Origin of the sequence: Vibrio sp. Makdt, from assembly GCF_027587015.1 — a bacterium.
Taxonomy (GTDB): Bacteria; Pseudomonadota; Gammaproteobacteria; order Enterobacterales; family Vibrionaceae; genus Vibrio; species Vibrio chagasii_B.
Map to the genome: position 1 here is coordinate 41,008 of NZ_JAPPTH010000011.1, position 15,037 is coordinate 56,044.

The following is a 15,037-nucleotide window of genomic DNA, read 5'->3' on the forward strand; positions in this document are numbered from 1 at the left end:
GAGCTTAGTTACCGTATCGTTTTAGCCACTCTTTCTCGAGTGCGTTTTGCCAGCTTGGGTGTGGTTCATCAATCGATTTAAATTGCTGAGTATTCTTAGCGCTACCTGTTAGGTACTTGCTGCTCAATACTGAAGGGTCACCCCAAACATTGAGGTCACCTTTGCGCGATTGTGCTTCTGGGCTTAACAAGAAGTTGATGGTCACTTGTGCGCCTGCGGTAGCATTGGCATTCCAAGGGATCGCAAGGAAGTGGATATTAGATAAAGCACCGTTTTCCAACGCATAAGCTTTGGTTGTTTCTGCTAAACGGCCGCTTGATTGCGCTGAATACACAGAGTTTGGATTGAATGTAATTGCGAGGTCGAGTTGTCCGTCATCCAAAAGCTGAATGCTTTCTGATGTGCCTGCAGGGAATTGTTTACCACCGCGCCATGCAACTTTGTGGAATTTATCTAAGTAAGCCCATAATGGTGCAGTGATTGCTTGGAAGTTCTCTTCTGAAACAGGCTTCGCGAGTTCAGGGCTGTTGTTGGTTAGCTCAATCAGTAAAGACTTAATAAAGCTAGTGCCATGAAATTCTGGTGGGCGAGGGTAGCTTAAACGGTTAGGGAATGCCTGAGCGTAGCTCAACATCTCTGAAAACGATTGTGGCGGATTGTGCAGTGTTTCTTGGTCGTGAATGAACACCAATTGCCCAACGCCCCAAGGTGCTTCTAGCCCTTCCGTTGGTTCAGAAAAGTCGACATCAATGGGTAAAGACTTATCGACGAACTTCCAGTTAGGAAGGGATTCTGTAAATGGCCCAAACAACAGTTTGTTGTCTTTCATTGAACGGAAGTTCTCACCGTTGATCCAAACGATATCGACACTGCCTTCGCTATTCTTACCTGCGGCTTTCTCCGCAAGTAGGCGAGTTGCTGTTTCAGCGATATCTGTGACTTTTACATGTTTTAACGTTACGCCATAGTCACTTTGTAACTTCTTGCCTGCCCATTGTAGGTAACGGTTGATCTCTTGGCTTCCGCCCCAAGCGTGAAAGTAGACAGTTTGTCCTTCTGCCTGCTGTTCTATTTGATTCCAGCTATCGGTGGATGTTGCTTCATCAGCATAAATGGTTGCGCTGTAGGCAACGGTTGCCATGATTCCTAACGTACTTACTATCTTGTTCATAAACTTTTCCATTTGGTAGTGAACGGGCAAGAGCATTGTGTTTTCGAACTCCCTTGGTCATGTTGACCTTTCGTGGCTAACGAAAGATCAACACGGCATAATAGTTATTCTATCTGTTTCTCAAATAAATTCTAATTCAACAGTAAATTCAATCAATTACTTGAGAAGGCGCAGGGAGTCCTCAGTTGATTTTTGTTCAATGTGTCGTTATCTATGAAACTCAACAGACTCTGGGCTTTTACCATCCTAGCAACAGACCGTTGAAGCGGTGAATTAATTACACCTAAATGAGGTTTTTTGTTATTTATTGGAGCTTGGCACGAAAAGCGGGTGTGAAGAGTGGTTTTGAGTAGATTGAACTTTGAAGCAGACAATAAAAAGGAGCCATGAAGGCTCCTTTTCGGTATTTGATGTCGATGACAGATTAGTTTACCCAGTCACGAATTGTGTACGTTAGCGTGTGTACATCGTTTTTAAGTACTAGCGTATCTTTTGTTAGGGTTACGTCGCTCCACTCACTTAGAGTAGCAGAAACTGATTGCTCGATGTCCATCGCTGAGCCGTGACACATTTTCATTGTCATGCCCATTTGCTTAATGCGGAATTGACCGTCTTTCAGCTCGCCTTGGCCAAAGAAGTTGTTACAACCAGCTACGCCGTTTGCAGTCATCTTTTCACCGATTTCTAGGCGAGGTGTCGCTTGGTGTTCGCTTTTCTCAATGTCCTTGCCATCAATTTGCGCAAGTTCCCAATTATGGTGCTGTAGATCGGTTGGTGTTACTTGCATCGCGTTATCACCTGTTGTTGTGCATGCTGCTAGCATCATAGGTAAAGCGGCTACTGCTAGTAATTTTTTTGAACTAAACTTCATATTATAAGGCTCCAAAGGAAAAAACGAAGTTACCGAAAATCTGTAACTTGATGGGTTAAAAGTATAGTTTACAAAACACTATATGTGTCAGTATAAGGTCATAGTTTAGTATGGATTTCGTAGGCGTGGCGACAACTTAATCGCTTATTTTTGAGATAGTAAGCGTAATTTTGAATGTGTAAGGAGGCATGGTGGAGCAGTTAGAGTTTTTCCAAGTTCCAAGCCCTTGCGTTGGGGTTTGCTCAAGTGATGACAAAGGCTATTGCAATGGTTGTATGCGCAAAAGAGAAGAGCGCTTTAATTGGATGTCGATGACTCCCGCAGAGCAATTGCACGTGATAAAGCTGTGTCGTCAGCGCTATAGACGAAAAATAATGAAGCAAAAAAACTTGGTTGGTAAACAGGTCGACGAAGAGGGAAATACAAGTCCCCAAAGAGATCTTTTTGGCTAAAGAGGATGTATTAAGATTTTATTTAACTCCGAAGTAACTATTACTTTACATAATGGTTGGGGTGTAATACTAAGATAGGTACCTTTGTACCAGAGGAGTGGTGTCGGTATGAATAAAAAGAACGTAAAACTCAAAACAGAGCCCGTCAAAGCACTGGACCGAAAACCGATTGGGGCGAAAGATGACCCTGAAGAGAGCCCACGAGATTGGCACTCGATGTCAGAAGAAGAGCGAATGGAAATCCTTTCTCACCTTTCAGACATGCCTTTTCAATAACACCACGGGCTCTTCAGAGCCTTGCTTTAATGGCATTTCCTCAGACAAACATATGGTTCGCTTTCGTCACACCACGATGATACGTGCAAAATGTATCATCGGCAGCGGTGGTTTTACTGTGAATCTTTATGTTTGTGATGACCTCGACGGCCCCAGCATCGTAACAAGCTTGTTCTGCTTTTTTAACGATATCGAGTAATTGGTTGAGTTCACCTTTCATCGTGGTTTCCATCGCACCGACTTGGAAAGGCACGTCGGCAGCTTTCACAACTTCAATTGCTTTATCAACCACTTCGAAGTTGTTGCCTTCTTTAACGCGAGGGATCACTTGGAAGGCAACCATCACTTCTTTTTCTCTTTTTAACTCAGACACTTTCTGCTTACTCTAGGGTAGGGAATTGTTGCAGATGATAGGTTAATGCGGAGACGAATTCTACAGCGGTTATGCTGGTTGGATTACTCTCGTTGTCCTACTTGTTTCCCCAGTGGTCACTTACCCAACCGCCTATGTGTTCGTCAAAATGATTACCACTGAATCTTTGGTTGCGTTCAACCGACGTATCACAATCTTCTTTGTTATCGATTAGGGTTTGAATGTAGTTTGCCATCGGGTCATTGGAACGTTGACGATCTCGGCGAGTTGCCACTTCCTTTATCAGTTGTAATCGATATGTAGAGCTAGCACGTTTCATTTCAATGACCTCCTGTTTTAGACACTAATAGAAAAATCTAGTTGCCAGATATAGGGGCGTCAACGTGTTCAGAAAGTATTTTTTTTGAGCGACCAAGAATCAATACCTTGCCTTCTTAATTCATAAAAATGTCATCTAACGAAGAGCATTATTGTCATATTTAGGTCTAGGAAGCGGCTATTTGAAGCGCAAAAAAGCTCAGAAAACTCTGGGCTGAATTTAATTGAAATGACAGCCTCTAAGTTTGAGCACTGAGGTTGACTCGTTGCTATCGCTCTACTTTGATCACGTTGGCTTAGTGCTGTTTGATCTTGAGCTGTGGGGGCTAGAGCTATTCGGTTTGCTCTTAAACTGTTTGACGCTTTTCTTTTTCGCCGTTCTGCGGTTTGCCATTTTGTCTTTCGGTGGGCGCTTACGAGCCGTTGATTCTGATGCTGGTTTGTCTGTGACTGGGAAACCTTCCAATGACTGTAGCGGCAATGTTTTATTGGTCAGGGTGCGAATCGCAGTGAGGTAGTCAGCTTCACTGTAGCTGACCAGCGAGATTGCACAACCAGTACTTCCTGCTCTCGCCGTTCTTCCAACGCGGTGTACATAAGTCGCTGCATGAGGAGGTAACTCAAAGTTAATGACAATAGGTAGCTGATCAATATGGATGCCACGAGCCATAACATCGGTCGCGATGAGTACACGGGTATCACCATTTTTGAAGCTGTCTAACGCCTGTGCGCGCTCTTCTTGGCTCTTGTTACCATGTAATGCACTCACGCTGATTTTGGCTTTGTTTAACCGTTTGGTTAATGCGTCTGCATTGTCTTTCGCGCCCATAAACACCAATACTTGTGGCCATGAGTTCTGATTGAGCAGTGCGATTAATGCCTGAGCTTTACTGCCTTTGTTTACTAGATACAGTGTTTCTTCAATCGTTTCGACAACGCTGTTTTCTTGATGCGTTGTGATCTTCTCTGGATTTGATAAAAGCGTTTCAGCCTGGTTGACTAACTCAGGTGGAAGCGTTGCAGAGAATAACAGTGATTGGCGTTTAGTCGGCAGAGCTGCGATGATCGCTTGAATATCTGGCCAAAAGCCCATGTCGATCAATCGGTCAGCTTCATCTAAAACCATTGATGTGCATTGAGTTAACTCCAACTCACCACTTTTAATGAGTGCAAGCAGGCGCCCTGGTGTAACGATAGCGAGCTGAGGTGTGGTTGATAATTGCTGCTGTTGTTCATCTGTATTCACACCGCCCGTGAGCGTTACTGTTTTGATACACAGGGCGGTTGCGATCGGTTGTAAAGATTCAGTCACTTGAGACGCTAGCTCGCGCGTTGGAACGATGATCAGTGCTTGCAGTTTATTCGAATCTTGGTCGATGTTGTTTAGCAAAGGTAAGCCAAAAGCCAATGTTTTTCCGCTGCCTGTTTGCGCTAATGCAAGTACATCTTTTCCGGAAACAATCTTAGGAATAGCCGCTTGTTGTATCTCAGTCGGCTTATCGAATTGAGATGGGATAGCAGCAACGGTTTTTACTTTAAGGCTTAGGTTATCAAATGACATAAATGAACCAAGTATCGAAAGGGAGATGAAGTCTAACAGGGCTAGAAATGTTAGAGAATCAGTTTTGTTTGCTTCACGATAAACGTAATTATTATATGCGCTAACTTAGCACGCTAGCCATACTAGTTAATTAAGCGTTGAGCATATTGTAATGGTATCAATTGGACGTACAATGTCTGCCCTAAAAAACTTCACTGTATGAGAACAAAATGAGTTGGGATAGTATCTGGCTGTTCATTGTTATTGTCTTTTTTATTGCCATTATTCCAGGACCCAATGCCTTGCTTGTACTAAGCACTGCGTTGACTCAAAGGAAGTTGTTCGCATTTGTGAATGTGTTGGGCGTGTCATGTGGTTTCTTTTTCCATGCTTTTATCTCTGCAAATGGTATCAGCCTGTTATTGTCGAAAACGCCAATGGCATTTGAGGGCCTGAAGTGGGCGGGTGTGTTGTATCTTATCTGGTTAGGTTACAACCATTTTCGTGCGGCACTGCGTGCTCAAGAGGGCGTGCTTTCTGTCGTGAGTGCATCCGGGAGCAAACTCTATAGCCAGTTTTTTAAAGGGCTACTTACGAATCTGCTTAACCCGAAAATCGTCCTGTTTTATCTATCGATCTTCCCTCAATTTGTGACTACAGATGCAATTGTCTCCGACAGCCTGATTCTTGGCGGGATTCAGGCAATGGTTGTTTCAATGTGGTTCTTGGTTGTGATTTTAATGGCAGATACCTTCAAACGCTTGTTGGTTCAAAAGCGCACCTCGCAGATGATGAATATTGTATGTGGCGTGCTATTTGTTGGGTTCAGTATTCAGCTGGCTTTATTTCAGCTTTAGGTTTTATGATCTTTTATGAGGTATTGAGGCTGAGATGATACGACTCATATCTCACTTTTTAGTGAATCATAAGGAATCCTTGTCTCTCTAGACAAATGCCTAAAGCAATAACACATAATGCCGATATAATAGTCAGTTATTAGTTTGGTGAATATCTAAGTTGAATTGCAAACTGGGGCGGAAGGCTGTTCGATAGTCACAAATAGTTACGAATAGTTGAAATGAACGGCCAGTTTACTACTGCGAATAAACAGAGACAGGGAGTCACAAATGAGTGAAAAGTCATTCATTCAGAAGCGCAAATATTACCGTTTGAAGTACCCACACAAGGCACGTCCGGTGATGCGAATTAAGGATGAGCTTTTTCACGTCAGTGAGGTTTCTGAAAAGGGTGTTCGCCTTATGATGCGTAATATCATCCCGGTATATCGTGGCTTCTCTATGGCAGGTACTTTGAGGCTGCACGGAAACAACAGTGTCGCTATTAGTGGTGCCGTGTTACGCCAAGAAGGCGATGAAGTGATTGTTCAGTTATCACAAGGCCCAAGTTTTAAGGATATGGTGTCTGAGCAAAGGCACATTCGAAAGAAGTACCCAGTCTTTTTTGCAAGCCTGAGAGTCGCATAACGGCGTCTAGAGCTAGGTGGCTCAATCAATCGTTAATCATAAATAAGCACTAAAAAGCCCTAGCACTTTCGCAAGTGCTAGGGCTTTGTTCTATCTATAGGCCTGCTTTTGATAGCCAAGCCCCTTGTTGCCTAGATTTTTATAGACCTAGGCTTATGAATAAAGCTAGGGCGCGCAGTTAGCTTTATAGCTTGTCTACTGTTGCCCAAACTGCCGCTAGCATGTCGTGACCAAACGCAACACTGCGCTCTGGCGACCAACCGTACAGTTCGTCAGCGTGGCTGATGTGATCTTTAAATGGCATCTCGACTGTGTAAGCCAAACACTTGAACTGCTCACCAATCCAGTTTGTGCCAACTGTCATGTTCGCTTTTCCTGGCTCGTCTTTATCGTAACCAAACTCATCTTGGAACTCTGGTGTAATCGTGAGTAGTGCTTGCTTGAAGTGATTCTCTAGTTTAGCAATGCGCTCGTTATATGAAGGCGTGCCTTCGCTACCTGCTACAAAGTTATATGGAATCGCTTCGTCGCCATGAATGTCTAGGCACAGGTCTACGCCCGTTTCTAGCATGCGCTCGCGAACAAGGAATACTTCTGGGCTACGTTCCATAGAAGGCGATTGCCATTCACGGTTCAGGTTAACGCCAATCGCATTAGTACGAAGGTGACCGCGGATACTGCCATCTGGGTTCATGTTAGGAACAACGCGGAATACTACGCTGTCTAGAAGAGAGCGACCTACCGTGTCTGTTTCGTCAAGTAGGCGCTGAAGCAGGCCTTCAATCAACCATTCAGCCATTGTCTCGCCAGGGTGTTGACGACCAATAACCCAAATGTTTTTCTTTTCTTCACTTGGCTCACCAATGGTTAGCAAAGTGATGTCATTGTTGTCTAGCGTGTGGCCCAAAGTTTCAAGCTTACAAGCTGGGTGCGTTTGCGCGCTGTGCAGAAGATCTTGGTGACGATCGTATGAGTACGGTGCAAAGTACGCGAAGTACATTGAATCGTGCTCTGGAATGATGTCGAAGCTTAATGTATCGCCATCGAACTGAGATGGGATACGAAACCACTCTTCGCGGTCATACGATGCAACCACATCGTAGTCCTTCCAGCCCTCAGGGTAAGCCGATGTTGCCAGTTGACCGATTTCAAAGTGGTGAGCTTGTTGAGCTTCACTTTCTAAACGGAAATGGAACCACTGAGAGATTTCAGTCTGGTTGTCTGCTGGGATAGTCAGTTGAATGTTTTGTGGTGAATCTGCAGAAACGACGTGAATGTTGCCGCTTTCGAAATTGCTGAAAATTTTCATTGTAGTTTTTATCTCGTAGTTGAGTTGCCGTAAGACTAGCACACTTTTTTTCGAGCAAACCACTAACTGAATCGTAATGAGATGTTATTTCAACTATCTATTTTCTAGTTCTCTATTTTGGGCTGCACTTTCTATCTATCGACGTTGGCAAGTGGTACACCCGCGGCAGGCAGAACGTGTGTGGCGATCCAACTTGCTACGTTGAACCTTACAATACGCATTTTTCAACGCTCTTCTTCCAGAAAACCAATCATCAGGTTTCGCAAGAATCAGATAACCATTAAAGCGCTTCACAAGCTCGACTCTATTTTGGTCGATGAACTTGCTATCAAACCCAATTTCGAAGTAATCAAGCGCTTGTTCAATCGAGGTGAAGCTCGCTATTTTTTGCTGGAATTCTGTCTGGTTCATGGAGTGAAGAGTTTATGAAAAGAGTTAGCCGATATTGTATTAGATTTACAATTTACTTCTTTGATTTGGGAGCGAGTTTAACGTCTTTATTGTTGGATTAATCAGTTATTGGAATTTAACGAGCGCCTTGTATTTGCTGGGTGATTGGGTTGTTCGGGCGCTAATTTTTCAAAGTGAAATTAAGCTCTCAGAAAGGTTCATTTTTTGTTCCTCAGATTGCGATTGATGATCCAAATCAAACAGATCTACCCCTAAAGTACTATTCTGATCGCAATTGTAACCAATTGTTGAAGATGATTAAAAATTATGACAATAAAAAAACGTTATATCGCACTAATAGCAGCGGTTGGTATAGGCATTGGCTGGTTAACCTTAGGGGGAACTGCAGCCGTTATGCACTATACATCGAGCACTGAGTTTTGTGTTTCTTGCCACACGATGGAAACACCCCACAAAGAATACCAAGGTTCAGTTCACTTCAGTAACGCAAAAGGCATTAGAGCTGAGTGTGCTGATTGCCATATCCCAACAGATCCGATTGACTACGTGATCACCAAAGTAAGAGCGTCTAAAGACATCTACCACGAATTCATCTCAGGCAAGATCGACACGCCTGAAAAATACGAAGCACACCGTGAAGAAATGGCTGAAACAGTATGGGCTCAATTCCGTGAAAATGATTCAGCGACGTGTCGATCTTGTCACGATTTCGATGCTATGGAAGAGTTCGAGCAATCTCGTGATGCGGCGAAAATGCACGCTTACGGGAAAGAGAATAACCAAACGTGTATCGACTGTCATAAAGGCGTCGCGCACTTTGCCCCAGAAGCTCAACTAGACAGCAAAGCCTTCGAGACCTTGATTGCCTTTACTCAAAATACGCCAGTTGATGCGAAAGTGGTTTACCCAGTAACCGACATCGCAATGGGCGAATTTGGTAACCTAAATCCAACAGCAAAACTAGAAGTGGTTAAAGCTGAAGGCGACAACCGTACTGTGACTCTGAATGCTTTCCAAATGAAAGGCGCAGAGCAAGTGCTTTACTTCGGTGAAGGTCAACGTGCAATCGTTGCGACACTAACTGATAAAGGTCAAGAAGCACTGACTACTGGTGAATACGAAGCCGATGCTTATGGTAACGAGTGGCGTTCTGTTGCGTTAACGGGTGACATTACTTCGCCAGTTGTTGATAGCCTAGACCCAATCTGGTCTTACGCAGAAGAGTTAGACAACGTCTACTGTTCGACTTGTCACGCAAAAATTCCTGGTGAGCACTTCACTGTTAACGCTTGGGGACCAGTAGCTAAAGGTATGGGAGCTCGTACAGATATCTCAGAACAAAACCTTGAACTTCTGACTAAGTACTTCCAAAACCACGCGAAAGACGTTGTTGGCCACTAATAGTAAGGAATAAAAAATGACAGATATTACACGTCGCGGATTTTTAAAAGGCACAGGTATGACTGCTGGTGCGATGGCGTTTACATCGTTCTCTCCAATGTCGGTCGCTTCGTCAAACACGCGTGGTAAAGGTGTTCTAACGGCAGGTCGTATGGGACCAATGCTGTGTGAAGTGAAAGATGGCAAGTTAGTGTCGACCACGAATGCGGTACCTCAAACCGTTTTTAACAGCCTTCAAACCACAGGCCCAGATCAAGTACACACCAAAGCACGTATTAAATACCCTATGGTGCGTAAGAGCTACTTAGATAACCCGTTAGCGCCTAAAGCAGAGCGCGGTAGCGATGAGTTTGTTCGCGTATCTTGGGACGAAGCTTACAAACTTATACACGAACAACATATGCGTATTCGTGCAAATAACACCCCAGATGCAATTTTCGCAGGTTCATACGGCTGGCGCTCAAGTGGTGTGCTTCATAAGGCACAGACTTTACTTCAGCGTTACATGGGCATGGCTGGTGGTTACTCTGGTCACATGGGCGATTACTCAACAGGTGCTGCGCAAGTTATCATGCCGCACGTTGTGGGCTCGATTGAAGTATATGAGCAACAAACAACGCACCCAATGGTGCTAGAACACAGTGATGTAGTTGTACTTTGGGGCCTAAACCCAATGAACACTTTGAAGATCGCTTGGAGTTCTACAGACTGCTCAGGCTTAGAGTTCTTCCATCAGTTGAAGAAGTCGGGCAAAACGGTTATTGCTATCGACCCAATGCGTTCTGAAACTATCGAGTTCTTTGGCGACAACGCAGAGTGGATTGCTCCACACCCAATGACTGATGTCGCGATGTTGATGGGTATTGCTCATACGTTAGTTATCAAAGGTAAACACGACCGAACGTTCATCGAAAAATACACGACTGGCTATGATGTTTTCGAAGATTACCTAATGGGTAAAGAAGACGGCGTAGTGAAAGACGCGCAGTGGGCGTCGAGCGTGTGTGGTGTGCCAGCTAAACAGCTTGAATTGCTGGCTGATATTTTTAGCAGCAACCGCACAATGTTGATGGCAGGTTGGGGTATTCAACGTCAACAGTTTGGTGAGCAACGCCACTGGATGTTAGTAACTCTTGCTGCAATGCTTGGTCAGATTGGTTTGCCAGGTGGTGGTTTCGGCTTCTCTTACCATTACTCTAATGGCGGTAACCCATCTCGCGATGCTGGCGTATTGCCTGCAATGTCTGCATCTTTAGGTGCTGTAGCGGGTAGTGATGAGCGAGGTTGGTCTGCGACAGGCAAGGTGATCAACTCGTTCCCTGTTGCTCGTATTGTAGAAGCCCTAGAAAATCCGGGCAAAGCGTACAAGCATAATGGTCATGATCGTGTATTCCCAGATATCAAAATGATCTGGTGGGCGGGCGGTGGTAACTTCACTCATCACCAAGACACCAACCGTTTGATCAAAGCGTGGCAGAAACCGGAATTGGTTGTTATTTCTGAAATCTACTGGACCGCAGCTGCGAAGCATGCAGATATTGTTTTGCCTATTACAACATCGTTTGAACGTAATGACCTGACGATGACTGGTGACTACAGTAACCAGCACCTAGTACCAATGAAGAAAGCGGTTGAGCCACAAGGTGAAGCGCGTAATGACTTTGATGTATTTGCAGACATGGCAGAGCTGTTAGCTCCAGGTGGTCATGAAGTATACACTGAAGGCAAAACAGAAATGGAATGGTTGTACCAATTCTACAAGGCTGCTCAACAAGGTGGTCGCGCTGCACGCGTGGCTATGCCGAACTTCAGCAAGTTTTGGGAAGACAATCAACTGATCGAAATGAAGTGGAACGAGAAGAACGCACAGTTCGTTCGTTACGCTGACTTCCGAGAGAATCCAATCATGAATCCACTAGGTACACCAAGTGGTAAGATTGAAATATTCTCGAAAACGATTGAAGGTTACAAGCTTGATGATTGTCCTCCACATCCAACTTGGATGGAGCCAACAGAGTACACCGGTAATGCTAAAGATGGCGAACTGCAATTGATGACAGCGCACGCGGCGCACCGTCTACATAGTCAGTTCAACTACGCGAAGATTCGCGAAGAGTACGCTATCGCAGACCGCGAGCCGATTTCAATCCACCCTGAAGACGCAAAAGCGCGTGGCATTAAAACGGGTGACTTGGTTCGCGCACACAATGGTCGTGGACAAGTATTGGTGGGTGCATTAGTGACTGATGGCATCAAACAAGGCTCTGTATGTATCCATGAAGGCGGTTGGCCAGATTTAGATAAAGACACTGGTTTATGTAAAAACGGTGGCTGTAACGTACTTACGTTGGATATTCCGACCTCTCGTTTGGCGAATGGCTGTGCTGCAAACTCTGCGCTTGTGAAGATTGAAAAATACACAGGTCCAGTTTTAGAACTCACGGCATTTGATCCACCTAAAAACGGCTAATCTTTAACGAGAAATAGCTAACCGAACGAAGCCAGCCTAATCGCTGGCTTCTTTTGATCCTTTTCTCGCGATGAAGACTATTACTCAATGTCGGCTGGACAATCCATAATAATCAATGACATCTAAGCGAGAAATAAACTCATGAATCGAATCAATCCAAAGAAACTACTTCGCAGTAAATGGACGGCTGTTAGCCCTGTAAAGAAAGAAAAACACTTTATGGTCACAGAGGTCGAGTTTGAAGAAGGGGAGGTTATTCGTTGTTTGATAGAAGCGGTGATGACCAAACGAGAGGAAGACATCAACTGGCGGGATCTCACCGACAAGGATCATTGGCTTCCCGGTTGGAAATAAGGATAGGAAGCAGGGATCAGTCGGCACCTCTACTTAATTCTAATTACCCGCTGCTGCACGCCTTTGCCAGTATTTAAGGCCTTCTAACACACCCTCAGCATGTGTTGCTCTACTCGTGTATACGTTGTCTCTATCCGATAGGTGAGCAACCTCTGGGTAATGGTTAGCAACCAGTATGGAGTTTACGCCCTCAATGGTGAGCATTGAGGTGTCGTTAGCTGAGTCACCTGCGACGCACACTTCCGCAACGCTCAAATCGTGTTGTTCGAGTAGGTGATGAATCGCCGTCGCCTTGTTAACGCCTTTTGGTGTGATATCTAAGTACCAATCATGAGAGTAAGTAAGGTGAACATCTAATCCGTGCATCTCCAAGCTAGATTCAATCAGTTCGTGTTGAGGCTCTGAAAGCTTTCCTTCAAAAGTGATCTTGTAATCGCCTTGATGGTTCTCTATCCGCTCACCCATAAAATCAAGGGGTGCGAGAGCCATCTCTACCTTTGATTTGTTCCAAGAAGCTTCCAGTTGGTTATGCCAAACATGGTCTGGTTTTTGGGAATGAACATGATGAATTTTCGTGCCCACATCGCTAATAATACTGTGTGGTTTCGGGTAGTTATCCGATTCTAAACCTATTCGAATCGAAGGTAATGTTCTTCCTGTCGCGATGATAAAGCGAATATCAGGTTGTTCTGTGAGGTAATCAAATAGCTGGTTAACACCGTGAGATGATCCCCCATCAAGCGTACCGTCAAAGTCACACACCAACATTTTTATCATTCGAATTCCTTGTCTTTTTCTCTTTTTCGGCACGGGAAAATGTTTATTTCTTTTATAAAGAATGGCTCAGCAATGAGCACTCTACAAGTTGAAGTTCAGCTTAGATAATCATCAATTGACAGTTTGCAGCAAGTATCACAGTTGGTGTGATGTATTAAAATTCTTGGTCTAAAAGGTTGATTTCAACTCGCTGACTTTAGCCGGTTGACCTTTGGTTTTTAGGTAGAGATTGAGAGCTGATCTTATCTTTTCTACCGAGCTAACTTTCGCCTCGGAAACATCATGAAAGCTTAATAATTAGTTCGTATTCGAATTATTTGTGCACGAACTAATTGTGGCTTTTTTTGGTTCATTTAGCCTATTAATTACTCTAATGTAAAATTAATATTCAATAATCTACGACTAAGTAATACATAATATCGGTCGTGCATTTGTCTAATTTATCCCTTTAATTATCAGTCATTTGTTGTATTTTTGCTTGTTTTTTGACCGCTCTGTAGCTGGTCTGGTTTCGGTCTGTCGCCTTGTTTTACCGAACGAAGCTCCTTGATTTACACGTGCTAATTACTTAGAGTGCTAATTGTTTTTCGGGTTTAAATAACCATTTTTAAGTTTAAATAACTGAGAAAGGATTAGATTACATGGATCCCATACTGGAAGTTAAGGGACTGTACAAGGTGTTTGGTGAAGACACCGACCGTGCTTTTACAATGATTAATGAAGGCGCAAATAAAGATAAAGTATTCGAAGAAACAGGACTAACGATCGGCGTTAACGATGTTTCTCTTAGTATTCAAGAAGGCGAGATTTTCGTCATAATGGGACTGTCAGGATCTGGCAAATCGACCCTAGTACGCCTTCTTAACCGCTTGATCGAACCTACCAAAGGCAATGTGCTTCTTCGAGGCAAAGACATTGCCCACATCTCAGAAGATGAACTCCGCAAAGTTCGCCGCAACAACATCTCCATGGTTTTCCAAAGTTTCGCTTTGATGCCGCATATGACGGTTATCGAGAATGCCGCGTTTGGTCTAGAGCTTGCGGGTGTTGAAGTTGAACAACGAAAGCAGTCAGCACTTGAAGCACTTGAACGTGTTGGCCTTGGCGCATATTCAGAATCTTACCCAGATGAACTATCTGGTGGTATGAAGCAGCGTGTTGGTTTGGCTCGTGCACTAGCATGTGACCCAGATATCTTGTTGATGGATGAAGCGTTCTCGGCGCTCGATCCTTTGATTCGTACTGAAATGCAAGATGAGCTTATTCGCCTTCAAAATGACGATAAACGAACCATTGTTTTTATCTCGCATGATTTGGATGAAGCGATGCGTATCGGTGACCGAATTGCGATTATGCAAAATGGCGAAGTGGTTCAAGTAGGTACTCCAGACGATATTCTTAATAACCCAGCGAACGATTATGTCGAAGCTTTCTTCCGCGGTGTGAACGTAGCAAGCGTACTTACTGTGAAAGACATTGCGCGTAAGAAGCCAGCTGCGGTATTTAAAAAATCAGAACACGATGGCCCAGCGTCCGCTCTACAAATTTTGATGGATAACGACCGCGAGTACGGCATCGTAGTTGAGAAGAGCAGCCGTTACTCCGGCATTGTCTCTATCGACTCGCTTCGTAAAGCTCACAAAGAGAACAAATCACTCGTCAGCGCGCAGCTCGATGATGGATTAACGCTGAACCCTGATTTACCAATCAATGATGTGCTTGGCCTAGTTGGTGGTGTTCCTTACTCAGTGCCTGTTGTGGATGAGCAAGGTAATTACTTTGGCGTGGTGACTAAGTCACGACTGTTACAAACATTGGATAAGGGGTAGA

At 44.2% G+C, this 15,037-nt stretch carries 16 protein-coding genes; 8 read left to right on the plus strand and 8 right to left on the minus strand.

Annotated elements, in window-relative coordinates; translation table 11 throughout:
- Window positions 1–4 precede the first annotated feature (4 nt).
- Together OH460_RS14805 and OH460_RS14810 are read right to left on the minus strand one after the other, a co-directional pair.
- Window positions 5–1,171 carry an ABC transporter substrate-binding protein gene (locus OH460_RS14805; RefSeq protein ID WP_269998238.1) on the minus strand — a complete coding sequence of 389 codons (1,167 nt, stop codon included), beginning with the start codon at window positions 1,169–1,171 and terminating at the stop codon, window positions 5–7.
- A 424-nt stretch (window positions 1,172–1,595) separates the two neighbouring features.
- A complete protein-coding gene (locus OH460_RS14810; protein WP_061031726.1) occupies window positions 1,596–2,042 on the minus strand; it encodes an META domain-containing protein in 447 nt (148 codons plus the stop codon).
- 188 nt (window positions 2,043–2,230) lie between these two features.
- Here OH460_RS14810 and OH460_RS14815 point away from each other — a divergent pair, with 188 nt between their 5' ends.
- Window positions 2,231–2,494 carry a DUF1289 domain-containing protein gene (locus tag OH460_RS14815; RefSeq protein ID WP_081090307.1) on the plus strand — a complete coding sequence of 88 codons (264 nt, stop codon included), beginning with the start codon at window positions 2,231–2,233 and terminating at the stop codon, window positions 2,492–2,494.
- Window positions 2,495–2,602: 108 nt separating this feature from the next.
- Window positions 2,603–2,770, plus strand: coding sequence for a hypothetical protein (locus OH460_RS14820; protein WP_162884289.1), 168 nt, complete (start codon window positions 2,603–2,605; stop codon window positions 2,768–2,770).
- Window positions 2,771–2,810: 40 nt separating this feature from the next.
- Here OH460_RS14820 and OH460_RS14825 read toward each other — a convergent pair whose 3' ends face one another.
- The 3 genes from OH460_RS14825 to OH460_RS14835 all read right to left on the minus strand — a co-directional run bounded on the left by OH460_RS14825 (window position 2,811) and on the right by OH460_RS14835 (window position 5,022).
- On the minus strand, window positions 2,811–3,113 hold the full coding sequence (locus OH460_RS14825) for a thiamine-binding protein (RefSeq protein ID WP_032498668.1): 303 nt from the start codon (window positions 3,111–3,113) through the stop codon (window positions 2,811–2,813).
- A gap of 127 nt (window positions 3,114–3,240) precedes the next feature.
- Window positions 3,241–3,462: a hypothetical protein gene (locus OH460_RS14830; protein WP_269998240.1), complete on the minus strand. Its 222-nt coding sequence runs from the start codon at window positions 3,460–3,462 to the stop codon at window positions 3,241–3,243.
- 285 nt (window positions 3,463–3,747) lie between these two features.
- On the minus strand, window positions 3,748–5,022 hold the full coding sequence (locus OH460_RS14835; RefSeq protein WP_269998241.1) for a DEAD/DEAH box helicase: 1,275 nt from the start codon (window positions 5,020–5,022) through the stop codon (window positions 3,748–3,750).
- Between the two features lie 209 nt (window positions 5,023–5,231).
- Here OH460_RS14835 and OH460_RS14840 point away from each other — a divergent pair, with 209 nt between their 5' ends.
- Window positions 5,232–5,858 carry a LysE family translocator gene (locus OH460_RS14840; protein WP_171730169.1) on the plus strand — a complete coding sequence of 209 codons (627 nt, stop codon included), beginning with the start codon at window positions 5,232–5,234 and terminating at the stop codon, window positions 5,856–5,858.
- 270 nt (window positions 5,859–6,128) lie between these two features.
- A complete protein-coding gene (locus OH460_RS14845; RefSeq protein WP_102425573.1) occupies window positions 6,129–6,485 on the plus strand; it encodes a PilZ domain-containing protein in 357 nt (118 codons plus the stop codon).
- Between the two features lie 184 nt (window positions 6,486–6,669).
- Here OH460_RS14845 and OH460_RS14850 read toward each other — a convergent pair whose 3' ends face one another.
- Both OH460_RS14850 and OH460_RS14855 read right to left on the minus strand, forming a co-directional pair.
- Entirely contained in the window at window positions 6,670–7,794 is a 1,125-nt protein-coding gene (locus OH460_RS14850; protein WP_269998242.1) for a M14 family metallopeptidase, read from the minus strand.
- A 135-nt stretch (window positions 7,795–7,929) separates the two neighbouring features.
- Window positions 7,930–8,205 carry a nitrogenase-stabilizing/protective protein NifW gene (locus OH460_RS14855; protein ID WP_269998243.1) on the minus strand — a complete coding sequence of 92 codons (276 nt, stop codon included), beginning with the start codon at window positions 8,203–8,205 and terminating at the stop codon, window positions 7,930–7,932.
- A 306-nt stretch (window positions 8,206–8,511) separates the two neighbouring features.
- On the opposite strand from OH460_RS14855, the gene OH460_RS14860 reads away from it, so the two are divergent.
- From OH460_RS14860 to OH460_RS14870, 3 genes are all read left to right on the plus strand, one after another.
- A complete protein-coding gene (locus OH460_RS14860) occupies window positions 8,512–9,606 on the plus strand; it encodes a NapC/NirT family cytochrome c (protein WP_269998244.1) in 1,095 nt (364 codons plus the stop codon).
- 16 nt (window positions 9,607–9,622) lie between these two features.
- The gene (locus OH460_RS14865) at window positions 9,623–12,076 is read left to right on the plus strand and encodes a molybdopterin guanine dinucleotide-containing S/N-oxide reductase (protein ID WP_269998245.1); all 2,454 of its coding nucleotides are present in this window, start codon (window positions 9,623–9,625) and stop codon (window positions 12,074–12,076) included.
- A gap of 141 nt (window positions 12,077–12,217) precedes the next feature.
- On the plus strand, window positions 12,218–12,430 hold the full coding sequence (locus OH460_RS14870; RefSeq protein ID WP_017068050.1) for a TIGR02450 family Trp-rich protein: 213 nt from the start codon (window positions 12,218–12,220) through the stop codon (window positions 12,428–12,430).
- Window positions 12,431–12,469: 39 nt separating this feature from the next.
- Here OH460_RS14870 and OH460_RS14875 read toward each other — a convergent pair whose 3' ends face one another.
- Entirely contained in the window at window positions 12,470–13,207 is a 738-nt protein-coding gene (locus tag OH460_RS14875; RefSeq protein WP_269998246.1) for an HAD-IIB family hydrolase, read from the minus strand.
- Window positions 13,208–13,848: 641 nt separating this feature from the next.
- Here OH460_RS14875 and proV point away from each other — a divergent pair.
- On the plus strand, window positions 13,849–15,036 hold the full coding sequence (gene proV / locus OH460_RS14880) for a glycine betaine/L-proline ABC transporter ATP-binding protein ProV (protein WP_269998247.1): 1,188 nt from the start codon (window positions 13,849–13,851) through the stop codon (window positions 15,034–15,036).
- Window position 15,037 lies beyond the last annotated feature (1 nt).